The organism is Bacteroides sp. 1_1_30, from assembly GCF_020982715.1.
GTDB lineage: Bacteria > Bacteroidota > Bacteroidia > Bacteroidales > Bacteroidaceae > Bacteroides > Bacteroides xylanisolvens.
The window spans coordinates 1-21,837 of sequence record NZ_JAJKHN010000068.1; the positions used below are offsets into that span (position 1 = coordinate 1).

24 protein-coding genes are annotated in these 21,837 nt (G+C 41.4%); 11 read left to right on the top strand and 13 right to left on the bottom strand.

The window, feature by feature from the left end; genetic code table 11:
- The 4 genes from LPH68_RS18495 to LPH68_RS18510 form a co-directional block, all read left to right on the top strand.
- A partial coding sequence (locus LPH68_RS18495) for a glycosyltransferase family 4 protein (RefSeq protein ID WP_230297056.1) occupies positions 1-894 on the top strand: 894 nt, incomplete at its 5' end.
- Complete coding sequence (locus LPH68_RS18500; protein WP_151923666.1) at positions 884-1,993, top strand: glycosyltransferase family 4 protein; 1,110 nt, start codon at positions 884-886, stop codon at positions 1,991-1,993. The genes LPH68_RS18495 and LPH68_RS18500, both read left to right, overlap by 11 nt.
- A gap of 32 nt (positions 1,994-2,025) precedes the next feature.
- The gene (locus LPH68_RS18505) at positions 2,026-2,757 is read left to right on the top strand and encodes a WecB/TagA/CpsF family glycosyltransferase (protein WP_009041090.1); all 732 of its coding nucleotides are present in this window, start codon (positions 2,026-2,028) and stop codon (positions 2,755-2,757) included.
- A 415-nt stretch (positions 2,758-3,172) separates the two neighbouring features.
- Positions 3,173-3,406, top strand: coding sequence for a DUF4248 domain-containing protein (locus LPH68_RS18510; protein ID WP_008025410.1), 234 nt, complete (start codon positions 3,173-3,175; stop codon positions 3,404-3,406).
- 86 nt (positions 3,407-3,492) lie between these two features.
- Here LPH68_RS18510 and LPH68_RS18515 read toward each other — a convergent pair whose 3' ends face one another.
- The 4 genes from LPH68_RS18515 to LPH68_RS18530 all read right to left on the bottom strand — a co-directional run bounded on the left by LPH68_RS18515 (position 3,493) and on the right by LPH68_RS18530 (position 7,194).
- Positions 3,493-3,936: an N-acetylmuramoyl-L-alanine amidase gene (locus tag LPH68_RS18515; RefSeq protein ID WP_008025408.1), complete on the bottom strand. Its 444-nt coding sequence runs from the start codon at positions 3,934-3,936 to the stop codon at positions 3,493-3,495.
- A gap of 16 nt (positions 3,937-3,952) precedes the next feature.
- On the bottom strand, positions 3,953-4,051 hold the full coding sequence (locus LPH68_RS18520) for a smalltalk protein (protein ID WP_004303901.1): 99 nt from the start codon (positions 4,049-4,051) through the stop codon (positions 3,953-3,955).
- 74 nt (positions 4,052-4,125) lie between these two features.
- Positions 4,126-4,611: an HU family DNA-binding protein gene (locus tag LPH68_RS18525; protein WP_008025406.1), complete on the bottom strand. Its 486-nt coding sequence runs from the start codon at positions 4,609-4,611 to the stop codon at positions 4,126-4,128.
- Between the two features lie 258 nt (positions 4,612-4,869).
- Positions 4,870-7,194, bottom strand: a complete 2,325-nt coding sequence (locus LPH68_RS18530) for a DUF3987 domain-containing protein (protein WP_230297057.1) — start codon at positions 7,192-7,194, stop codon at positions 4,870-4,872.
- Positions 7,195-7,347: 153 nt separating this feature from the next.
- Here LPH68_RS18530 and LPH68_RS18535 point away from each other — a divergent pair, with 153 nt between their 5' ends.
- The 4 genes from LPH68_RS18535 (at position 7,348) to LPH68_RS18550 (ending at position 9,232) form a co-directional block, all read left to right on the top strand.
- Positions 7,348-7,707, top strand: a complete 360-nt coding sequence (locus LPH68_RS18535) for a hypothetical protein (RefSeq protein ID WP_008025401.1) — start codon at positions 7,348-7,350, stop codon at positions 7,705-7,707.
- A 137-nt stretch (positions 7,708-7,844) separates the two neighbouring features.
- Positions 7,845-8,351: a DUF805 domain-containing protein gene (locus LPH68_RS18540; RefSeq protein WP_008025398.1), complete on the top strand. Its 507-nt coding sequence runs from the start codon at positions 7,845-7,847 to the stop codon at positions 8,349-8,351.
- 133 nt (positions 8,352-8,484) lie between these two features.
- On the top strand, positions 8,485-8,778 hold the full coding sequence (locus tag LPH68_RS18545) for a RyR domain-containing protein (RefSeq protein ID WP_032851637.1): 294 nt from the start codon (positions 8,485-8,487) through the stop codon (positions 8,776-8,778).
- Between the two features lie 79 nt (positions 8,779-8,857).
- On the top strand, positions 8,858-9,232 hold the full coding sequence (locus LPH68_RS18550) for a RidA family protein (protein ID WP_004327226.1): 375 nt from the start codon (positions 8,858-8,860) through the stop codon (positions 9,230-9,232).
- Here the strand turns inward: LPH68_RS18550 and LPH68_RS18555 are convergent.
- Positions 9,200-10,690, bottom strand: a complete 1,491-nt coding sequence (locus LPH68_RS18555) for a folylpolyglutamate synthase/dihydrofolate synthase family protein (protein WP_230297058.1) — start codon at positions 10,688-10,690, stop codon at positions 9,200-9,202. The two genes, LPH68_RS18550 and LPH68_RS18555, sit on opposite strands and share 33 nt — an antisense overlap.
- 132 nt (positions 10,691-10,822) lie before the next feature.
- Here LPH68_RS18555 and LPH68_RS18560 point away from each other — a divergent pair, with 132 nt between their 5' ends.
- Positions 10,823-12,148 (top strand): PhoH family protein, encoded by a 1,326-nt coding sequence (locus tag LPH68_RS18560; protein WP_008643360.1) that lies wholly within the window; start codon positions 10,823-10,825, stop codon positions 12,146-12,148.
- Between the two features lie 100 nt (positions 12,149-12,248).
- Here LPH68_RS18560 and LPH68_RS18565 read toward each other — a convergent pair whose 3' ends face one another.
- From LPH68_RS18565 to LPH68_RS18580, 4 genes are all read right to left on the bottom strand, one after another.
- Entirely contained in the window at positions 12,249-13,226 is a 978-nt protein-coding gene (locus tag LPH68_RS18565) for a dihydroorotate dehydrogenase-like protein (RefSeq protein ID WP_117684771.1), read from the bottom strand.
- 24 nt (positions 13,227-13,250) lie between these two features.
- Positions 13,251-13,919, bottom strand: coding sequence for a YggS family pyridoxal phosphate-dependent enzyme (locus LPH68_RS18570; protein WP_151936649.1), 669 nt, complete (start codon positions 13,917-13,919; stop codon positions 13,251-13,253).
- 6 nt (positions 13,920-13,925) lie between these two features.
- Positions 13,926-14,405 (bottom strand): DUF4494 domain-containing protein, encoded by a 480-nt coding sequence (locus tag LPH68_RS18575; protein WP_004296648.1) that lies wholly within the window; start codon positions 14,403-14,405, stop codon positions 13,926-13,928.
- 83 nt (positions 14,406-14,488) lie between these two features.
- Positions 14,489-15,052 (bottom strand): HdeD family acid-resistance protein, encoded by a 564-nt coding sequence (locus LPH68_RS18580; protein WP_004317609.1) that lies wholly within the window; start codon positions 15,050-15,052, stop codon positions 14,489-14,491.
- A gap of 137 nt (positions 15,053-15,189) precedes the next feature.
- Between LPH68_RS18580 and tpx the strand changes: the two genes are divergently transcribed.
- Positions 15,190-15,690: a thiol peroxidase gene (gene tpx, locus LPH68_RS18585; protein ID WP_004296650.1), complete on the top strand. Its 501-nt coding sequence runs from the start codon at positions 15,190-15,192 to the stop codon at positions 15,688-15,690.
- Positions 15,691-15,881: 191 nt separating this feature from the next.
- Positions 15,882-16,766, top strand: a complete 885-nt coding sequence (locus LPH68_RS18590; protein WP_004317613.1) for a DUF3078 domain-containing protein — start codon at positions 15,882-15,884, stop codon at positions 16,764-16,766.
- A 68-nt stretch (positions 16,767-16,834) separates the two neighbouring features.
- Here LPH68_RS18590 and LPH68_RS18595 read toward each other — a convergent pair whose 3' ends face one another.
- The 4 genes from LPH68_RS18595 to LPH68_RS18610 all read right to left on the bottom strand — a co-directional run bounded on the left by LPH68_RS18595 (position 16,835) and on the right by LPH68_RS18610 (position 21,662).
- Complete coding sequence (locus LPH68_RS18595) at positions 16,835-17,479, bottom strand: DedA family protein (RefSeq protein WP_009041083.1); 645 nt, start codon at positions 17,477-17,479, stop codon at positions 16,835-16,837.
- A gap of 31 nt (positions 17,480-17,510) precedes the next feature.
- Positions 17,511-18,962 (bottom strand): lipopolysaccharide assembly protein LapB, encoded by a 1,452-nt coding sequence (locus LPH68_RS18600; protein ID WP_004317616.1) that lies wholly within the window; start codon positions 18,960-18,962, stop codon positions 17,511-17,513.
- Between the two features lie 99 nt (positions 18,963-19,061).
- Positions 19,062-20,801, bottom strand: coding sequence for a glutamine--tRNA ligase/YqeY domain fusion protein (locus tag LPH68_RS18605; protein ID WP_004317618.1), 1,740 nt, complete (start codon positions 20,799-20,801; stop codon positions 19,062-19,064).
- Positions 20,802-20,849: 48 nt separating this feature from the next.
- On the bottom strand, positions 20,850-21,662 hold the full coding sequence (locus tag LPH68_RS18610; protein ID WP_087318541.1) for a phosphate ABC transporter substrate-binding protein: 813 nt from the start codon (positions 21,660-21,662) through the stop codon (positions 20,850-20,852).
- Positions 21,663-21,837: the final 175 nt, after the last annotated feature.

The following is a 21,837-nucleotide window of genomic DNA, read 5'->3' on the forward strand; positions in this document are numbered from 1 at the left end:
CGTGGGCTCGGAGATGTGTATAAGAGACAGCAATCTATAGATGTTATACACATTCAAACAAATTGGGAACTAGCACTTATTATATATGTGAAGTATGTTCTATATACTTCTAGAAAATTTAAAATGCTATACACCATTCATGCGTATAGGCATAATGAGAGATTTAAAGCATATTTAACTCGATTAATATTGACGTTTGTTCTTACATGTTTTGTGGATAAAGTGATATGCATGTGTACATCATTGAAAAAAAATTTTCGTTGGTTATCTTATAAAACAGCGATACTTCCTTTAGGAATTGATGAGTCTTTTTTTGAAGAATTTTATCATCCATTGTCTTTAGATAAGTTGAGATTGATTTATCCAGCCCAATTTCGAATAGGAAAAAATCAGGATCTAATAATAAGAGCATTTGCAGAATACCGAAGTATAACTCATGATATGGATTCTATATTGATATTGCCTGGGGGAGGGGGATTGTTGCAAAAGATGAAAGATTTATGTAAAGAACTGGAATGTGATCAGCAAGTCTTGTTTCCAGGATATTGTTCAAAAAAGGAGATACTTTCGTATTATAAAAAGAGTAATACAGCTGTTGTAGCAAGTAATAATGAAACCTTTGGGCAATGTATTGCAGAACCATTTGTTTTAGGACTTAATATTATAACAACGAAAGTAGGTGTTGCTTCAGATATTATTTTTAATAATCAGGGTGGTTTCTATTTCAAAACGCAAAAAGATCTAACGTCAATATTGCTTGAATTATCAAAAAAGCCTATGCTAATAGAAAAGAATGGCGAAAGGAACTTTCAAATGCGAGATAAGTTTAGATGGTCCATCATAACTAAAGAATATTTGAAGGTTATAAATCAAATGATGTGTAATGAAAAATAGTATTCTTTTCATCCTCCATCTTCCTCCCCCTATACATGGTGCTTCTATGGTAGGGAAGTATATTCAAGAAAGTAAACTTATAAATTCTTCTTTCGATTGTTATTATATAAATCTTGCAACAGCTGGTGATTTGTCTGATATAGGACAGTTTAGTTTGAAAAAGATTTTGAAATATGCATTTTTATTGAAACAGATTGTTCATCTCGTAAAAAGTGTTCATCCTGATTTAGTGTATATAACTCCTAATGCTAGGGGAAAAGCGTTTTGTAAAGATTTTATTGTAGTGCAAATTCTCAAAGGACTGGGCTGTAAAGTATTGGCTCATTATCATAATAAAGGTGTTGCAAATTGCCAGAAAAAGTGGTTGGATGATTTGCTATATAAACATTTCTTTAAAAATTTGAAAGTAATACTATTAGCGGAAGTTCTGTACAGGGATATAGCAAAATATGTAAAGAAGGAAGATGTGTATGTTTGTCCGAATGGCATTCCGGAACTACTTAAAGAAGAGTGGAGAATAAGAAAGAATAACAAAATACCTCATTTGCTTTTTCTTTCTAATTTATTAGTAAGTAAAGGTGTGTGGACGTTGCTTGATGCTTGTTGTATTTTGAAGGAAAAAGGATATACTTTCGTTTGCCATTTTGTAGGTGGAGAAACTGTAGAAATAGATGCTGTACAATTTGCTGATGAGGTAGAAAAAAGAGGATTAAATAATATAGTTATTTATGCCGGTCGAAAAATAGGAGAAGAAAAAGAAGATTTCTTTTGTCAGGCAGATATTTTCGTTTTCCCCACCTATTATTATAATGAGTGTTTTCCCTTGGTTATTTTAGAGGCAATGGCACATAAGCTACCTATTATCTCAACAGATGAAGGAGGAATACTAGATATGGTGAGAGATGGGGTAGAGGGTCTGATTTGTGAAAAGAAAAATCCAGTTTCATTAGCTGATTGCATAGCTAAATTATTAGATGATGTGGACTTAAGAGCTACATTGGGGGATGCGGGTTATAAAAAATTTTATAGTGAGTTTACACAACAGCGCTTTGAGCATCGAATAACCGAAATTTTGTCTCAGAATCTTTCTCTGATATAATCAATATTATAGAGATAAAACTACAACATACAATGTTATTGAATTTGAAAAACTTACCTTTGGTGGAAAACCGCCAAGGGTTAACTTTCTTGCCATCTGGTAAACTACTGATTAATACTATTAATGCTCATTCTTATAACACCGCACAGCAAGACTTGCTCTTTGCCGAAGCCTTGCGGCAAGGTGATGTATTAATTCCAGATGGTGCAAGTATTGTCAAAGCTTGTCGTTGGCTAAATGCGAAATCTAAGCCAAAAGAACGCATTGCTGGTTGGGATTTATTCATGTTTGAGATGGAAAAACTAAATCAAAGTGGTGGAAAGTGTTTTTTTATGGGCAGCAGTGAGAAGGTATTGTCAATGATAAAGCAACGGAGTAAAGAGGATTTTCCTAATATTGAAGTAGAGACTTATTCTCCTCCTTATAAATCAGAATTCAATGAAGAAGAAAATAATGCGATTATAACTGCTATCAATAAAGCTAACCCTGATTTGTTATGGATAGGTATGACTGCTCCAAAACAAGAAAAATGGATATATACTCATTGGAATGAATTACAGATTCATTGCCATTGTGGTACGATTGGTGCAGTTTTTGATTTTTATGCAGGAACGGTAAAACGTGCTCCTATGTGGTGGCAGCAGAACTCGCTAGAGTGGTGTTATCGGCTATTGAAAGAACCACGTAGAATGTGGAAAAGATATATTATTGGCAACTTGTTGTTTATATGGAATATGTGTAAAGAGTGTAGACATTCATTGTAATATTGATAAATCTAATGATTATGGTATCAGTATGTTAATGGAATTCCTTAGAAGTTTTTACTGAGCTAGTTGTGTTAATAATTAGATGTTTGTATATAAAATAAAATGTTGAGATGTAATAAACACGTGAGTGTTTCGTATGTGAGATGAAAAAAATGTAGGTCCCTAGCTTCATGCTGTAAAAAGCATGATTCTCCTACATTGTGGATTAGAAATAGCGCGACGGCGCATTTCTAATCTACGCCCTGACATCGGAGGTTAAAGCCGATGTGAATTTCCCACTATATCAACTGTCTGTGAAGATCGTTGATATTTCTTTTTATTCCCATTATACCGGATAATAGCCTCTTCTTTCTTTGTTTATATGTTCTAATTTTTGTAACTTTATAGCATATAAAACAGTAATAAAGAAACGATGGAACATTCAGAATTTGTAGTGAAATGTTATAATAAACAAGAGTTGGCGCAGATGTATTTTCCTGATTTGACGATTCGTGCTTCGGTCAATAAACTCCGAAGGTGGATGAGGAGATGCAAGCCATTGATGAATGAGATACTGTCTACCGACTTTCATCCGAAGACAAAGGCATTTTCTGTGAGAGAGGTACGGCTTATTACCTATTATTTAGGAAAGCCGGGAGAGCTATAAATGCTGTAATAATTGAATCTCTAAATGATATAAACATAAAAAAGAACTACGGGAGACTGCACTTTCGCCAGCTCCCGTAGTTCTTTTTATATATCCATATACTCCTTGCGACTGTCAAAACAGGGACAAGCCTTATGAATCGAAGCACTAAGTTGATAATGCCCCATGATTTGCGCTTCCGGATACTGATGTTTGAGAATCGTCAACAAGTCAAGCAACGCAAAACGCTGCGCTTGCGTTCTCGTGTCTGCCGGACGGCCTTCTTCATCCAGTCCACCTTCATAGCAGATTCCAATACTGTGCCGGTTGAATCCTCTCACATGCGCTCCCGGTTCCGATACCGGCCGGCAATGGTGAAGTTCCCCATTGCGGGTGATGTAAAAATGATAACCTATATCCTTGAAACCTCGTTGCAGATGACATTGTCGAAGCTGTTCTACGGTGAAGGGAACATTGCAGCGCGTTGCGCTGCAATGAATCACCAACAACTTAATCTCACGTGGGAGATAGCTTTCTTCTGAATTTTCCATATCGGTCAGCAGGAGATTAATGCCCCACACAGGACGTTACACCGATAGCCGAGATGATAGAAGTCGCGATAGTCACGATAAACTGGAGAATGTTTTTCCAAAGTTGCTTTTTCATACGAATTTAAATTAAAGAATAGATACTCATGCATTATAAACTATAAACTCAAGAACCAATCAACAACCGGTTGATTATGCCGCCGGGTCCGGAGCTTCTCCGCTGCCGGAGCCTCCTTGATTGTCGTCACCATCATCAGGCAGTGGATCTTTATCCGAATCTGCGGAAGAATCACTTTTATACAATGTATAATCCAGCGTCTTACACAGTTTGCGAAGATCACTTCCCGGATAAAAAAGTACTTTGCCTTTATCGATACACGATGCCTTGAATTCTTTTACCGTATCAGTAGGAGTACCCGTTTTGATACTCATACGGAAATTGCCCAGGTCACCCATCTGCACGATGTTTCCTTCCTCCAGTACATTGACGATTTCGAGCAGGAACTCACCGATACAACCTTCCAATTCTCCTTTGGAGTAAGAAGAACGTTCGGTAATTCGTTTGCAGACTTCCTTGACCGTTACTTTGCGACCGCTACGTGCCACTGCATAGTACTTCGGAGTTTCATCAGGTTTCAACAGGTTCTTGCGAGCCATGAGAGTGTAATTCTGTGCCATAAACTTTTAATTTTTAATTTCTAATTTTTAAATGTTTAATTCTCTTGTAATCGATTACATGACAAAAGTAATACATTGGAAAAGTGACATGACGCATAGTGACGTACACGGGCGCATAGATAAAAAGAAAAAACATTGGGAGATTTGTATCGAAACTTCCCAATGTTTGATTTCAATTATTGAGATGTTTTTTTCAAATCTCCCGATGTTTTTCCAATTCTCCAAAAGGACAAAAGGACAAAAAGACACCTATGACTGTTATTTATTCATCTTAGTATAAGAACCATGAGATACCTTGCTGATTTTTATTCCGTTAAGTGATTTTAGAAGACGTGTAACCTTACGAAGGTTGAAATCGTATTTTGCGCCAATCTGAATTGCTTCATCTGTAGTGAAGCTGTCAGGCAACTCATTGACGAAATTACGAATAATGTCCGGATTCTTCAGAGGACGGACCGCAGGAGCCGGCATGGATGAGTGTAACAGACGGCTGTGCTCGTAACAACATAGAACGATTTGAAGAGATCGTTCGAAATCGGCATCTATACAATAAATTTCGGAGGAGAGATCGGTTGCCTCAAATTGCCGGATGCGGGTCTGAATCATGCTGATACGCATCACCAGAAAAGCATAGCGCTTCACTACGGCTTGGAGGTCATCATTGCCCTCCATCGCTACCTCGGACAGCATACGTGAGAAAATCTCATTCAGACGGTTCCATTGCGGACGGGTGAAATGAAATAAAACAGGATGCGCCAGGCAGAAATTATATAGTTCGTAGACACGATGGGCAATCGGCTTGAAAGAGTCTTCCAATGAAATACAATCATCACCCATCTCTTTCCAGTGGGGAGCTTCACGGAAAGTGTAAGCCAGAATACGGCTGGGAAGTCCGTTTCCGTAACTGTTTAATAAACAGTCAATCTGTCCGGGAGTACCCGTTAGAAGCAAAGCTAATTTGGGATAACGGATATAGATTGGGATGATACCGTTGGCTTTATAGGAAGAATCAATGTTTTCGTGCTCAAAAGCTTTGCGGAGCATATCATCGAAGTTACCACAATCCAGGTGATTGGCCGTGGAGAGCGTTTGGGCTTCCGTATCGAAAATGATACTTCCTTGCGAACCGTTGTCCTGCATCTGAATTTGCATACGGGTGTAACTGGTAGTGGCGGGAATGAATAACATTTTAAAAGGAGGTCTTTGAGGCTCTTCGGAACACGTTTCTCCTTTTTTCCTTTTCCGCTGACATTCTGCTTGCCAGGTATTGTGCGCTGTATGGTAGTTTTTTAACATGGATTCACTGGTAGACAGTATTTCAGTCTGTATTTCTTCCAATAGATAGCGTCCGGTTTGGGCAATGCTTTTACCGCTGCCGGCAGAAGAAAATATGACACTGAACAAATGGGGGGAATATTTTTTGTGGTTATAAATTCCGAAAGTTTGTGGAAGTGCCGCACTTAGTGCGGTAAGATCGGAAAGGAGGGAGATGTCTTGTTCGCGGTCGCTTGCGTCTTCAATGATACAGTCATTCAGTAGATCGGGAAGATTATTGTACAAATCGCGCGGGAATAAAGGTGTTCCTTTCCTGAATTCTTCTCCCAGCCAATAGGCTTCTTCGGTGCTATCGGAGTTTTCTAAAGTACCATAGGGGATTTTTGTCCTTATGTCCTTTTGAAAGGAAGAAGAGGTGGCTGTAGAGGAAGCAGGTGCGTGCTCGTTAACTTGCTTGTATCCAGATGATAAAACACTTGTCAATTCTTCGGGACGAAAATCTGTATGTTCGAAAAATGCAGTAAGCTCACGTAATATGCTTTCTTGCGGATAGTGTCGGCGGGAGGCTTCGCAGGCAAGTTTAAAGACGTTGGAATGACGTTGTCCGGCTGTCAGGGGATGGAGGAAAATATAGGACGAAATAAATTGGACGATTTCTGCTTCAGACACGTTTTCCGGGGTATTATCCTGAAGAGGAAAGGGAGGAAGCACTTTATTTTCAGAGGAAGCGTTTGTTTCCTCTTTTAGATGTGGTTCCAACACAAATGCCTGATAAAGACCGGCAACATACCCATTGGGCGAATAACTGAAATAACACAGACGACTTTCGTCCTTGCAGGCCGGATCACTCTCCAATCCCAGCAATTGATTGTAGTAACGGCTCACTAATTGCTGCCCTTCACGATGGCGGTTTTCGATACCTTCCACATAGGCGAAAACTTTCACTCCGTCGGTAGGACTTTCTATGACCGCTACCGTGTGAGGATCTGCTGCACAACGTTGGATGACTTGAAGACGATCTTTTACATGATCGTAATCGAGCCCGACAATATGGCTGGGGAGGAGGAAGTTTTTGATGGCATGTGCTCCGTCAAAAGTACCTGCCGGAGTGAAACAGGGGAGCTGGCTCTTCAACTTCTGTGCCGCGGCATGGTCTCCTTCTGCATAGTATCGGCGGATAGCGTTTATAATAGAGGCATAGACCGGATGAATACACATAATGATGACTTCAAGGAAAGACATGACTTTGGGCTTTTTTGAATACACGTTCTCGTAAACCGAGACTTTGATTTCTTCTAAGGCTTTCATATAAAATTGTTTTTTGTAAGATTGAGTTACCTGACTATCAGATAACGGGAACAAAGGTCGGGATATTAAAAATAGGGTTGCTTCCCTATGTGAATAGTACTTGATAAAGCAAATAAAAACTGAAATATTATAAATTATTAATCATAGAATGACATGGCAAAAGAAAAACAGGAACCATACGAGTTTTTGAGCAATTTGGTATTGGCTTTAATGGATATGGATCGTATTTTCAGTAACAGTTTTTTTACGAGCGAACTTGATATCTCTCCCAAAACACTGAGTGAGATAAGACGGGGAGAGGATATGTGTATTTATCAGTATGTGCGCGTGATCCGGTGTATGACGGAGTATCTTCATTTAATCATCCGGATGGATATGTTGCTGAAGGAGTTAAGAACCGTATTAGCTTCCAATTGTGATTTGGTGGTTGCTACGGTTCCGCACCGTTTTCATGGAACTTGCCAACCGAAAGAGTGGGTGGTAGTGATGCAATGGGATGGGGTGAAATTGTGATTTCTACAGAAAATAGGGCATTTTTTCAATCTTTTTGCCCGAATCCTTTCTTTATTTAATTTTTTTTATATCTTTGCTTTCATATTGAGAAACACGGGTAAAAACTCACTTATTTATTCATATAAACTTAATAAATTATGTTCAAAGCTCCTTTCTCATTTGACGGTCGTATTCGTAGAATCGAATACTTCTTGTCAGGCATTATTGGTGGTATAGTTTCTAGTATTGCATGGGCACTAGGCGTAGGTACATTTGTTTTGGGTGCTGCCAGCGGATCGGCCGGGGGATCAGTATTTGGTTTATTGATCGGTCTTGCTGCTATGATTGCATCTATTTGGTTCTCTCTGGCACAGGGGGTGAAACGTCTGCACGACTTAAATAAATCCGGTTGGCTGATTTTGTTGTGCTGTGTGCCTATTGTTGGTTGGATTTTTGCATTGTACATGCTGTTTGCAGATGGCACGGTAGGTCCTAATCCTTATGGTGCAGATCCGAAAAACCGTATGCCGTATCAGGCACAACCTGCTTCTGTAAACGTGACTGTAAACGTTTCAAGAGAAGATGTAAAAGTTGACAAGCCGGTAGAAGCTGCTCCTGCACCTGCGGAAGCTCCTGTAGAGGAAGATAAAGAAAAGGCTGAATAATCTTATTAAAGAAGAAATAATAGAGCCTCCTGCGAAATTCGTTTTGCAGGAGGTTTTTTTGTTATTAACCTGTTTGTTATTCAATATTTTGTCTAAATTTGTAAGTGTAACATAATAAATAATGATTTGTAAGATGAAAGAGTATATTCCCAATCCGGTGGATACAGGACACATCCAACTCCCGAAGGAATTGGAATACCTGGTAGAAGAAATGGCTAAGAATGTTCATGAGGTCTGGTCGAAAACCAGAATAGAACAAGGTTGGACGTATGGCGAAAAGCGGGATGATGTATTGAAACAGCATCCGTGCCTGGTTCCGTATGAAGAATTGCCTGAAGAAGAAAAGGTATATGACAGAAATTCTTCAGTGGAAACCTTGAAACTGATAATGAAACTGGGGTTTAAGATTTCGAAGGATGAAAAATAGATGATGAATGATGGCAATAATCTTATTCAGAATTTATTTTTATCTTTGAAATCCATTATAAACAGAAAAAGAAATAGATATGAAAAAAGTAATTTGCAGTGAGAAAGCTCCGGGGGCTATCGGCCCTTATAGTCAGGCGATAGAAGCTAATGGTATGGTATTTGTGTCCGGTCAGTTGCCTATTGATGCCGCTACGGGACAGATGGCTGAAGGGATAGAAGGACAGGCTCGCCAGTCGTTGGAGAATATCAAACACATTCTTGAAGAAGCAGGATTGACAATGGGAAACATTGTCAAAACTACTGTATTTCTTCAGGATATGTCCCTGTTTGCAGGGATGAATGGCGTGTATGCCACGTATTTTGACGGAGCTTTTCCGGCACGTTCGGCGGTTGCCGTAAAAGCTCTGCCCAAGGATGCGTTAGTAGAGATTGAGTGTATCGCGGTTCGCTAACAAATCTGCGACAATGAAACTGCTGCCTCCTACAAAGATCAGATCTTTTGGGGGGCAGTTTTTTTTTGCCGCCTGTACAGCTTCTACAACAGTGGGGTAGGTGGTACCTTTCAATCCGGCTTCTTCTGCCAATGCTAGTAGTTCATTTTCCGGAAGCGCGCGTTTAACGCTTGCTTTGGTAAAATAATAGGTGGCATATTTCGGCAATGCTCGCAGAACCCCTCGGATGTCTTTGTCATTGACCATGCCGAATACAAAATGGATCTCCTGACCGAAGGTTTTGTGAATGGCATTGAGCTGTACATGGATATATTCGATTCCATCAACATTATGTCCCGTGTCACAGATAATATCCGGATAGCTGTGTACTTTCTGCCAACGCCCCATCAGACCGGTGAGCTGACATACGTTTGCAAGACCTGCGCGATAGTCCTGGGATCTGATGTTGTAGTTCAGACGGGTCAGTGTCGCAAGGGCTTTTAGGATGGTAAACATATTTTCGAATTGGTAAGCTCCGCTCAACTCTGTGAAAAGTCCGAAAGGAAACATCTCATTGTTGATTTTGATAGCATCTTTTCTTTTGTCGAGTATCTGGTCTAGCGCACGTAGACTGTCTGGCAGGTCTAACATGAGTAATGCTTGCCGCATCTGATTTGCCTCTTCTTCTGATTGTTCGTCCATTGCTTCGATCATTTCGTGCATGCTCTGAATTGTGTTGTCCATCATCGGTCTTATTTCTTGCAATTTCGAATAAGGAACTATTTCCATGTCCCAGTACCGGGCATTTTCACGGGCATATTCGATGGGCGCATTCTTTTCTTTAGCTTTCATGGTAAATACACGTTTCACCGCCCCTTGGGCTCTGCCGATAACGACTGGAACTCCTTCTTTGATAATTCCGGCTTTCTCTTTGGCAATCTTCGTCAGCGTGTCACCCAGATATTGGGTGTGATCGAGGCCTATGTTGGTGATAACACACAAATCCGGATGGATGATATTCGTACAGTCCAATCTTCCGCCCATGCCTACTTCGATAACTGCTACATCTACTTTCTGGTCGGCAAAATAACGGAATGCCATAGCGGTGGTCAGTTCGAAGAATGAAGGATGCAACGGCTCGAAGAAAGAGCGATGCTCTTCTACGAAATTGACTACATACTCTTCTGGTATCATCTCACCGTTGATACGGATACGTTCGCGGAAGTCGATTAAATGAGGGGAGGTGAATAGTCCTACCCGGTAACCGGCGCATTGCAATACGGCTGCGATGGTATGTGAACAGGATCCTTTTCCATTGGTTCCGGCGATATGTATCGTCTTGAATTGTTGATGAGGATGCCCAAAATGTTCGTCCAATCGATGAGTAGTCTCTAAACCTGGCTTATATGCTTTGCTTCCTATTTGTTGAAACATTGGCGCACTCTCATATAAGTACTTTAAAGTGTTCTGATAGTCCATGTTTTATAATATTTAACTTCGGGCAATCTTTATTGCCCGCTAATTTGTTTATCTTTAGAACCGTCAATCTAACCGTAAATGCGGGGATTGGCGAATGAGATTGCAAATATCAACATTTAAATCTAAGAAATCATGGGAACTAAGAAAAATTTTGTGTTAGACACAAATGTTATTCTTCACGATTACAATTGCTTGAAGAATTTTCAGGAAAATGATATTTACCTCCCTCTTGTTGTACTCGAAGAACTGGATAAGTTCAAAAAAGGAAACGAGCAGATTAATTTCAATGCTCGTGAGTTCGTACGCGAATTGGATGTATTGACTAGCGACGAGCTTTTCTCCGAAGGGGTGAAACTCGGCGAAGGATTGGGACGTCTGTTTGTTGTGACAAGCAATGTGCCGGCTACCAAAGTTTGGGAATCGTTTCCAATAAAGAAACCCGACCATCTGATTTTGGCAGCAACCGAATACCTGGCCGATAAGTATCCGAATGTGAAATCTATCTTAGTAACCAAGGATGTGAATCTGCGTATGAAAGCTCGTTCAATCGGTCTGCTTTGCGAAGATTATATTACGGATAAGGTGGTCAATGTAGATGTGTTCGAGAAGTCGAATGAGATTTTTGAAAATGTAGATCCTGCATTGATCGACCGCATTTATTCTTCCAAAGAAGGTATTGACTTGAGTGAATTCGACTTTAAAGATTTGGTTCATCCCAATGAATGTTTTGTGTTGAAGAGTGACCGGAACAGTGTACTGGCACGCTACAATCCTTTCACACATTCTATTATCCGCGTGCTGAAAGGGAAAAATTATGGAATCGAACCCCGGAATGCGGAACAGAGTTTTGCTTTTGAGATCCTGAATGATCCGAATATCAAACTGGTGGCTCTGACAGGAAAAGCAGGAACAGGTAAGACATTGCTGGCTTTGGCTGCTGCTTTGGGCAAGCTGACGGATTACAAACAGATTTTGCTGGCACGTCCTGTTGTAGCGCTTTCTAATAAAGACATAGGTTTCCTTCCGGGAGATGCACAAGAGAAAGTAGCTCCTTATATGCAACCATTATTTGACAATCTGAACGTGATAAAACGTCAGTTTGCAGCAAACTCTACCGAAGTGAAGCGCATAGAAGATATGCAGAAAAGCGAACAGCTGGTGATTGAAGCTCTGGCATTTATCCGTGGTCGTAGTTTGAGCGAAATGTATTGCATCATTGACGAAGCGCAGAATCTGACCCCAAATGAAATAAAGACAATCATCACCCGTGCAGGCGAAGGTACGAAGATGGTATTTACGGGAGATATCCAGCAGATTGACCAACCTTATCTGGATAGTCAGTCCAATGGCTTGGTATATATGATTGATCGTATGAAAGACCAGAATATCTTTGCACACGTCAATTTGCTGAAAGGTGAACGAAGTGAATTGAGTGAACTGGCAAGCAACCTGCTGTAGGAAATGAAAATGAAGAATGAAAAATGAAGAATTTACTATGCAGCATAATAGCGCAGCTTATTCTTCATTCTTCATTCTTCATTTTTCATTCTTCATTTCATTATTCTTTCTTTCCGAAATATTTAAGGAACTGTGTACGTTCAAATGTATTGACGCCTTTAATATCTTTGATATTCAGTTTGCCTTTGAATTGAGCTATATTTTCGAATCCTTTGCGTTCCATCCATGCAGAGAGGAAGCGGTTGGCTTCTCCAATAAATGCGTTTGTATTCAGATAGACTGCGCTACATACTTCTACGGCTGAAGCACCGGCAAGGATCGCTTTCACTACTGATTCAGCATTGGCAACACCACCGGAAGCCGCATAGTCGATCTTATCTACTACTGCAGATGCAATTCCAATCCAGCGGAGCGGATTGGCGAGGTCGGAAGCATTGCTGAATATTTCTCCTGAAATATGCTCCAACTTTTCGATGTTGATGTCCGGCTGATAGAAGCGGTTGAAGAGAACAACTGCGGCTGCACCGTTGGCATACAACTGATCGATTAATACCACAGGATTGGTCAGGTTATCACCCAGCTTCATGATAACGGGAATGTTAACCGTCTGCTTGATGCGGCGGAGAATGTCGATGTGGCGTTGTTCGAATGAACCGTATGTATATTGCAGTTCTGATTGCAAGGCGAGGATATTGATTTCCAATGCGTCGGCACCAGCCTCTTCAATCTTCTTTGCAAAATCAATCCATTCGGAATCAGTGTAGCAGTTGATGCTGGCAATGATAGGAATGGGGCATACCTTTTTGCTTTCTTTTATTAAAGTCAGGTATTCAGATAACTTGTGCTCACGGATATATTCTTCCAGATAGTCACTGGCTTCGGGATAGAATGCCGGGTCTTTCAGTTGATCTGCTTCCAGCATGATCTGTTCCTCAAACAGTGATTTCAGAACGATAGCACCGGCACCATCTTCGGCCAATTTTTTGTTTTTGCCGACACTGTTGGTCAGCCCTGAGCTACTGATGATGATAGGGTTTCTAAGAGAAAGCCCTGCGAAAGTAGTTTTTAAATCGGTCATAGCAATATGTTTTTTAATACTTAATCAATAATTTCTTTCTCCGAAAATTTTGCTTCCTACTCGTACCAGCGTACTTCCTGCGGCAATGGCTTCGTGATAGTCATGTGACATTCCCATTGATAGTTCGCAGAAAGTATCAGAGTGGGTGAACCAAGTTGTTTTTATCTCGTTAAAGAGTCTATTTAGTGAACAAAATTCCCGGTTGATTTGTTCAATACAATCGGTGTTGCTGGCCATACCCATTAATCCGCAGATGTGCACATGAGTCAGCTCTTTCCATTCTCCGACATTCAGCATCTCTTTACATTCTTCGGGACTGAAACCAAATTTGGTTTCTTCCTGTGCAACGTGAATCTGCAACAGGCAGTTCACAGTACGTCCGGCCTTGACAGCTTGTTTGTTGACTTCGGCCAGTAGTTTATAACTATCAATTCCATGAATCATCGCTACGTATGGTATCATGTATTTGATTTTATTCGTTTGCAGGTGTCCGATAAAATGCCATTCGATATCTTTCGGCAAACTTTCGTATTTAGCTGTCATTTCCTGCACTTTGCTTTCTCCAAAAATACGCTGTCCCGCCTGATATGCTTCTTCTATCGCTTCATTGGGATGGAATTTTGAGACAGCAACCAGCCGGACTCCTTGAGGGAGTTCGGCCAGCACTTGCTTTAAATTGTCAGCAATACTCATTGTTACTTATGCTTTTGACGGATCAAATTCCGGTTTGTCATTCGGTTCGGCGCTGTAAGGATATACATCCATGAGCGGAGTCTCGGATACCATACCGATCTGATAATCTGCCATGGTTCCTTTCATGCCCTCATCCAGCTTTTTCACTGCATCACGCAAGTCGGCAGCTTGTACCAATACTTGAGTGGAAGTCTTTTTTTCCGCACCGCTTTTTTCATCGAGCGTGATAAAAATAAGTTTGCATTTGAACCAGCGGTCGGCACTTTCTTCGTCACTGGGGAATAATTCGCTATAGTTAGCACGTTTGATGTCCGAAACGGTAAATTCTCCGGAGATAAACGGAGTCATTTCTTCGATAATCCGTGCTTCTGCTTCTGTAAAACTGAGTGCATCAACAAGATAAGGTTCAGTTACTTTCTTCTGCATTCCGTTTTCCATTACTTTCTCATAACGGATCTTGCACTCAAACCATGTATGCATTGCCATAATTTTCTTCCTTTTTAATTAATTGATTCATGTAAATTGCCTACAAAGATAAACAAAATACCAAAGTAAGTGCCGAAAGATTTTTATTTTCTTTTATGCAGATTTTTTAGTTCAAATGAAAGCATGACACGGAAAAGTCCGATGATGAGGAAAGTAAAAGAAATCATGTAGACTGCGTAGAGTGCTCCTATGGCGGGTTGCCATAATATTAAAAGGGAACACAGAATGGCAAGGATACCGAAAGCCATGTACCAGCCCCAGTCGCGGGTTCCGTAACGTTTCAAGTCGATGGAATAGCCGGTGGAGGAGAAGCCGCGGAACATAAGCCAGAAAGCTATGATAAAAGGAATGACTTCCATGCTGACCATTGGGTAGGCAATCAGGTAGATACCCAGAACAAGGTCGATCAGTCCGCCTACGATATACCATCCCCAGCTCGGGACACCTTTCCGGTTGCTAAAAGCGAAGATAATTTCTAAAATACCGCTTATCAACATCGATACGCTGAAAATGATACTTAAAGCTACATAGGTGCTCACGGGTGAGAACATGAGCCAAAGGGCTACAATGATATACACGATTCCCAAAAGAAGAGAAGTCCACCAATTTTTTACTGAATGTTGAATCTCATTGAATACAGTTTCCATACATTTTATATTTTAAATTGAATACTAGGGTGATTTCGTTGTGGAATAACAAATTCAATTTAGAAAAGGTTTTCCGTGAACATATTTGGGGGAATCGTTGTTTCCTATATAAAGTAAATTTTAAATATAGATGCATTATGGCAACAACAAATTTCAAAGGACAACCGGTGAAACTAATCGGTGAATTTATACAAGTAGGTAAGGTAGCTCCTGACTTCGAGCTGGTAAAAACAGATTTATCTTCTTTCTCTCTGAAAGATTTAAATGGTAAAAATGTGATTTTAAATATTTTCCCCAGTCTGGATACCAGCGTATGTGCAACCTCTGTACGTAAGTTTAATAAGATGGCTGCCGGACTGAAAGATACGGTAGTATTGGCTATCTCTAAGGACCTTCCTTTTGCGCACGGTCGTTTCTGTACAACGGAAGGTATTGAAAATGTAATTCCACTGTCTGATTTCCGCTTCTCTGATTTCGACGAAAGTTACGGAGTGCGTATGGCAGATGGTCCGTTGGCAGGACTTTTGGCCCGTGCGGTAGTTGTGATTGGCAAGGATGGCAAGATTGCTTATACGGAACTTGTTCCTGAAATCACCCAGGAGCCTGATTATGATAAAGCCTTAGCTGCTGTAAAGTAATATAGAATATGGAGTATTAAGTATTAGGTATTAACTATTAGTTGCAGCTAATAAACGAATACGGCTAATACCTAATACTGCTACTTATCTTAAAGATTTTGACCTAATGGGAACTGGTAAAAAGGCTTGGTAAACTGCCAAGGCTCCGTTCTTGTTAGGTTGTGTTTTTTCTACACTAAACCTCAACTATCATGAACAAGATGAAAACTCTATTCATCACCCTGCTATGTATGGGTGCTGGAACCCTGTCGGCTCAAACTGCCGATAGTACACAAACTTCTCCCTGGACAAAAGAAGGATTTGCCGGACTGAAACTGACACAGGTGAGCCTGACTAACTGGGCTGCCGGAGGTGATAACTCTGTTGCCTTTGACTTGCAGGGCACTTATCAGATTAATTATAAGAAAGGAAAACATTTGTGGAATAATCGTATCGAACTGGCTTATGGATTGAATAAGACAGGTGACGACGGAACCAGGAAGGCTAATGATAAGATTTATTTGAATACGAATTATGGCTATGCTATTGCCAAAAGTTGGTATGCCAGCGCATTCGCTACTTTCCAGACGCAGTTCTCTCCCGGATATGACTATTCTGTCAATAAAGATGTTGCTATCTCTGAATTTATGGCTCCCGCTTATTTGACTACCGGTTTGGGCTTTACTTATGATCCCGGTAAGATATTTACCGTTGTATTGTCTCCTGCTGCATGGCGCGGAACATTTGTTCTCAATGACCGTCTCTCGGACGAAGGAGCTTATGGAGTGGACCCGGGCAAACACCTGTTATCCAGCTTCGGTGCTAACTTGAAAGGGGAAGCCAAATATGAATTTTTGAAGAATATGACAGTATATTCGCGTTTGGATTTATATTCCGATTATCTGCACAAGCCATTGAACATAGATGTGAACTGGGAGGTGCAAATAAATATGATTATCAATAAATGGTTTTCAACCACGCTCACTACTAACCTGATGTATGACGATGATGTGAAGATTGTACAAAAGGATGGTACCAAAGGATCTCGTGTACAATTTAAAGAGATCTTGGGAGTGGGAGTCCAATTCAATTTCTAAGGATTGGTTTTTAAGTATTAGGTATTAAGTATTAGTCATGGTAATACTTAATACCTAATACTTAATACTTATTTTTTCTTCTTCAGTCCCTTATAAGCCAGGAATCCGATGACCAATACCACCACTGCTATAATGACATAGCCGATTTCGTGGCTGTATGTGGTTGCCATTACATAGACGTCATTAGTGGTTTTGAGGTCTGTAAACCGGTAGATCAGGTATCCGAGTAGAGCCAATATACTGTTCCATATCGCAGCGCCGAGAGTGGTGTAAAGTAGGAAAGGTCCTAATTTCATGCCGGCTAATCCTGCGGGAATACTGATAAGTTGGCGTACTGCCGGAATGAGACGGCCAAAGAAAGTGGAGGCTGCGCCGTGCTTTCTGAAATATTCTTCTGCATGGTGTACTTTTTCCTCGTCAATAAGGCACATGTGCCCTAAACGGCTATTAGCGAATTTATAGACAATAGGACGACCCAGCCAACGCGCCAGATAATAATTTACTAATGCACCGATATCTGCTCCTATGGTGGCAAATAGGACCACGAGAAAGATATTCATACTGTCGTCTGCCATAGCTTTCCATGCGGCAGGTGGCACTACGGCTTCCGAGGGGAAGGGAATAAAAGAACTTTCGATAGCCATAAAAATGGTGACTACCCAATAGTTCAAATTTTCTAATACCCATTTAAGAAGTTCTGCTACTGATTCCATGTTTTTTGAGGATAGAATTTATTAATCTGATTTATTTTTTCCCTTTCTTCTTTTTCTTATTCTCCTTTTTCATGCGTTCCCACACTTCTTTGAGAGTCCTTTCATCTTCCTCTCTATGTTCGGGACTATTTAACAGATCCAGAATCATATCTTCTTCCAGTGGATGTTCACATTCTTTGTTGTATTTAAAGAAGTTGTCGATTTCACCGTGCATGAGGCAAAGCACACTCAATTTCTCCGTCACATCTTCGTATTTCGGATTCATCTGGTACGCTTTTTCAAAGTATTCTTTGGCTTCTATCAGATAGTCACTTTCCGAATAAGCAGAGGCGATCATATACCACATTTCTATGTTAGAGTTAATCTCTATCGCTTTTTCGAAAGACAAGGCTGCTTCGTCTTCCAGCTCCTCTGCCAGATATAGTTTTCCCTCTGTCAGATAAATCAATCCTTCATTCGGGTTTATCTCTTTGGCTTTCTCGCAGAGCTGATGTGCTTCTTCATATCTTTCCAGATGAGACAGGGCGAAGGCTTTGCTGGTATATGTGTCTATTAATAGGACAGACTGTCTGTCTCCGTCTTCTTCAAAACGTGCGATTACTTTGTCGTAATAGTCATCGGCTTTCTGCCATTCTTCTTTATTGCCGTAGGATATTCCCATGAACATATAACCCAGTTCAGGGGGGATGGATTTAAGTTCGATCGCTTTTTGGTAATTCTCGATGGCATCATCCGAATTGTTCAGATAGAAAAAACAATGCGCTTTATAAGCGTAGGCTTCTCCACACTGATCGTCGGCTGCCAACGCAAAATCACAGGCTTCGATGGCCTTGTCTATTTGTTCCTGAACAAAGTAACATTTCACCAGTCCCATCCAGTAGGAAGGGTTGAAAGGGGACTTGTCGATGAGTTTGTTGTAATAGATGATGGCCGATTCTACTTGGTGGGTCGATGCCAGATAATCGGCTGTGAGGGCCATATATTCTTCATCTTCGGCATAACGCGATTTACCTCGGTCGAGCCATTCTTTGGCTGCATCCGGGTATCCCATGTCCAGATAGAGAAATACGACATCAATGATTGTTTCCAGTTCGTCGGCATCCGCTATCGTACTTAATAGCCATTGGGCTTCTTCCAGTTTTCCTCCATTCAGCAATAGTTCGGCTTTCAGCAGTTTCACTTCCGAGTCAAAATCTTCGGTGATGGAATCTGCTACTTTCTTTGCTTTTTGCAGTTTTTGGGTGTCCAGGTAGAGATAGGCTTGTTCGATGAGTAAAGCTGTATTTCCCGGATGTATCTTAAGTCCGTAGGTGATTACTTCTTGTGCTTCTTCAAATTTCCGTTCGGAGGCATACCAGTCGGCGATGTCGGCCAGTTGGTCAGCATCCAGATAAAGTTGTCGGTTTTCTGCTTTTGCTTTTTCGTAGTTTGTGATAAGTGTGGCTAGTTGCTTTTTGGCTGATGGTGAGTTCTTTCTACCCATTTTTATTAATTTTGTTCACCACAGATTACACGGATTAACACAGATTAGAGAAATATAGAATAAAAATCTGTGTTAATCCGTGTAATCTGTGGTGAAAGGTTATTTATTAATCTTCCCCCACGTATCTTTCAACCCTACTGTGCGGTTGAAAATCAGTTTTTCCGGGGTTGATTCTTTGTCGATATTAAAGTAACCGATCCGTTGGAACTGCAGGTAGGAGAGTGTAGGCAGGGTAGCTGCGAACTTCTCTATGTAGCAGTTGGGCAGAACTTTCAATGAGTCCGGATTGATGATTTCTTTCATGGCTTCCAGTGCTTCGCAATTTTTAGCTTCGCGGATGGCAGCCAGTTCGTCGCGCGGGTTTTCCACTTTCCACAGGCGGTCGTACAAACGTACTTCTGCTTGCAGGCAGTGATTGCAGCTTACCCAATGGAGCGTGCCTTTCACCTTACGGTTTGCGTCCGGCATACCGCTACGGGTATTAGCGTCATATTCGCAATATACCTCTGTTATTACGCCGTTTTCGTCTTTCTTGCAACCGGTGCATTTTACGATATAGGCATTTTTGAGGCGTACTTCCTGTCCCGGTGTCATGCGGAAATATTTCTTGGGAGCGTCTTCCATGAAGTCTTCACGTTCCATCCACAGTTCACGGCTGAATTCGATCAGGTGGCTTCCTGCTTCCGGGTCTTCCGGGTTGTTGATTGCTTCCAGTTCTTCAACCTGTCCTTCCGGATAGTTGGTGATGATTAGTTTAACCGGGTTGATCACTGCCGATACACGGGTGGCACGGCTGTTCAGGTCGTCCCGAACGGAGCTTTCCAACAGGGCGATGTCGTTCAGGGCATCGTATGTGGTATATCCGATTTTATCAATAAATTTATGAATAGATTCCGGTGAATAACCGCGACGGCGGAAACCGCAGATAGTCGGCATACGGGGGTCGTCCCATCCGTTCACCAATCCTTCTTTTACCAGTGTGAGCAGGTTACGTTTGCTCATCAGGGTATAGCTTAGGTTCAGTTTGTTGAATTCAGTCTGACGAGGACGGTTGTCGTTCAGGTCTTTTCCTTCTTTCAGCCAGTCGATGAAGAGGTCATAAAGAGGACGGTGTACCACAAATTCGAGTGTACACAGCGAGTGAGTTACTCCTTCGAAGAAGTCACTCTGTCCGTGAGCGAAGTCATACATCGGATAAGCCTTCCAGGTAGTACCTGTACGGTGGTGCGGGTGTTTCACTACACGATAAATAATCGGATCGCGGAAGTGCATATTCGGGTTGGCCATATCAATCTTGGCACGGAGCACCATAGCACCTTCTTCGATCTCGCCGCTATTCATTTTCTTAAAAAGTTCGAGGCTTTCTTCGATAGGACGGTTGCGGTAAGGGCTTTCCACACCCGGTTGGGTAGGAGTACCTTTTTGCTGTGCGATCAGTTCGGAGCTTTGTTCGTCAATATATGCTTTTCCCTCCTGAATCAGGCGGATAGCGAAGTCCCATAATTGTTGGAAGTAGTCGGAAGCGTAGTATTCGTTTCCCCACTGGTAGCCCAACCATTGAATATCTTCTTTGATAGCTTCTACATATTCCACATCTTCCTTGGTCGGGTTTGTGTCGTCGAAACGAAGGTTACATACACCGCCGTGTTTTTCTGCGATGCCGAAATCAAGGCAAATAGCTTTGGCATGGCCGATGTGAAGGTAACCGTTAGGTTCGGGCGGGAAGCGTGTCTGCACTTTTCCACCATTTTTACCTTCTTTCAAGTCTTTCTCTACTGCCTGTTCAATAAAGTTCAAGCTTTTCTTTTCGCCTGCTTCTTCGTTTTTAATATCTGTCATAACGGTTAATGTTATCTGTATTTAGGCTACAAAAGTAGGACATTTTTTTTATTTAACCGGAATATAACCGCTCTTTTTTATAATGTCCTGTCCGTCGGACGAGAGAATAAACTGAATCAGGGGTGAGACTTGTTCCTTATTTTTTACATTATAGTAGTAATAAAGCGGGCGCACGATGGGGTAGGTCTTATTGGTGGCGTTCTCTACCGTAGGCGTGGCATAGTGGGTGCCGTCGTATGATACGGAAAGCGTTTTGACACGGGGAGATACGTATGCCAGTCCGACATATCCGATGGCTCCTTTGGTCTGACTGACAGACTGGATGATGGCACCCGTTGCCGGCATAGAAAGGCTGCTTGCCATGTAGTTTTTATTTTTCAGTACGCTCTCTTTGAAAAATTCGTAAGTACCGGACGATGTTTCGCGCGAGTAAACCACTATTTTGCGATCGTCTCCGCCTACCTGTTTCCAGTTGTTTATCTTCCCCCGGAAAATGTCTTCCAGTTGTTGGCGGGTCAGCTGCTTTACCGGATTGGAGGGATGCACCACCACGGCAAGGGCATCGTAGGCTACAATCACTTCGTCTACTTCTTCTCCGGCTCCTTTTATTTTCATCTTTTCGCTGAACTTGATCGGGCGGGAAGCCATTGCGATGTCCGTTGTATGATCCATTAAAGCGGAGATACCTACACCGGTTCCGCCACCGGTCACTGTGACACGGGCATCCGGGTGCTGGTTCATAAACCGCTCTGCTGTCTGTTGTGCGACAGGCAGTACCGTATCGCTACCTTTAATACGTTGTGCGTTGGCACCGAGCGAGAGTAAGGAAAGGGCGATTAATAAGTTTCTTCTCACTTTCATATTTCTTCGTTTTATTAACGTTGCAAATTAAGCAATCGGATATTACATTTTCATTTCATCCGGAGTGGAAATGATACTTGTAACACAAACGTAACATGATTGAAACATTTCCTTCAAACGTTAGTCACACCTCCTTAATAAAGAGATGCTTTCTTTGCATCAGAAATCATAGCAG

Bases quoted from the DNA above. Each gene is read 5' to 3' on its own strand.
- LPH68_RS18535 (WP_008025401.1), top strand. From the start codon at position 7,348: ATGGCAAAAGAAAAACAGGAACCATACGAGTTTTTGAGCAATTTGGTA.
- LPH68_RS18550 (WP_004327226.1), top strand. From the start codon at position 8,858: ATGAAAAAAGTAATTTGCAGTGAGAAAGCTCCGGGGGCTATCGGCCCT.
- tpx (WP_004296650.1), top strand. From the start codon at position 15,190: ATGGCAACAACAAATTTCAAAGGACAACCGGTGAAACTAATCGGTGAA.
- LPH68_RS18575 (WP_004296648.1), bottom strand. From the start codon at position 14,405: ATGGCAATGCATACATGGTTTGAGTGCAAGATCCGTTATGAGAAAGTA.
- LPH68_RS18605 (WP_004317618.1), bottom strand. From the start codon at position 20,801: ATGACAGATATTAAAAACGAAGAAGCAGGCGAAAAGAAAAGCTTGAAC.
- LPH68_RS18500 (WP_151923666.1), top strand. From the start codon at position 884: ATGAAAAATAGTATTCTTTTCATCCTCCATCTTCCTCCCCCTATACAT.
- LPH68_RS18595 (WP_009041083.1), bottom strand. From the start codon at position 17,479: ATGGAATCAGTAGCAGAACTTCTTAAATGGGTATTAGAAAATTTGAAC.
- LPH68_RS18530 (WP_230297057.1), bottom strand. From the start codon at position 7,194: ATGAAAGCCTTAGAAGAAATCAAAGTCTCGGTTTACGAGAACGTGTAT.
- LPH68_RS18525 (WP_008025406.1), bottom strand. From the start codon at position 4,611: ATGGCACAGAATTACACTCTCATGGCTCGCAAGAACCTGTTGAAACCT.
- LPH68_RS18600 (WP_004317616.1), bottom strand. From the start codon at position 18,962: ATGGGTAGAAAGAACTCACCATCAGCCAAAAAGCAACTAGCCACACTT.
- LPH68_RS18545 (WP_032851637.1), top strand. From the start codon at position 8,485: ATGAAAGAGTATATTCCCAATCCGGTGGATACAGGACACATCCAACTC.
- LPH68_RS18570 (WP_151936649.1), bottom strand. From the start codon at position 13,919: ATGAGTATTGCTGACAATTTAAAGCAAGTGCTGGCCGAACTCCCTCAA.
- LPH68_RS18590 (WP_004317613.1), top strand. From the start codon at position 15,882: ATGAACAAGATGAAAACTCTATTCATCACCCTGCTATGTATGGGTGCT.
- LPH68_RS18510 (WP_008025410.1), top strand. From the start codon at position 3,173: ATGGAACATTCAGAATTTGTAGTGAAATGTTATAATAAACAAGAGTTG.
- LPH68_RS18520 (WP_004303901.1), bottom strand. From the start codon at position 4,051: ATGAAAAAGCAACTTTGGAAAAACATTCTCCAGTTTATCGTGACTATC.
- LPH68_RS18505 (WP_009041090.1), top strand. From the start codon at position 2,026: ATGTTATTGAATTTGAAAAACTTACCTTTGGTGGAAAACCGCCAAGGG.
- LPH68_RS18580 (WP_004317609.1), bottom strand. From the start codon at position 15,052: ATGGAAACTGTATTCAATGAGATTCAACATTCAGTAAAAAATTGGTGG.
- LPH68_RS18515 (WP_008025408.1), bottom strand. From the start codon at position 3,936: ATGGAAAATTCAGAAGAAAGCTATCTCCCACGTGAGATTAAGTTGTTG.
- LPH68_RS18565 (WP_117684771.1), bottom strand. From the start codon at position 13,226: ATGACCGATTTAAAAACTACTTTCGCAGGGCTTTCTCTTAGAAACCCT.
- LPH68_RS18610 (WP_087318541.1), bottom strand. From the start codon at position 21,662: ATGAAAGTGAGAAGAAACTTATTAATCGCCCTTTCCTTACTCTCGCTC.
- LPH68_RS18555 (WP_230297058.1), bottom strand. From the start codon at position 10,690: ATGGACTATCAGAACACTTTAAAGTACTTATATGAGAGTGCGCCAATG.
- LPH68_RS18540 (WP_008025398.1), top strand. From the start codon at position 7,845: ATGTTCAAAGCTCCTTTCTCATTTGACGGTCGTATTCGTAGAATCGAA.
- LPH68_RS18560 (WP_008643360.1), top strand. From the start codon at position 10,823: ATGGGAACTAAGAAAAATTTTGTGTTAGACACAAATGTTATTCTTCAC.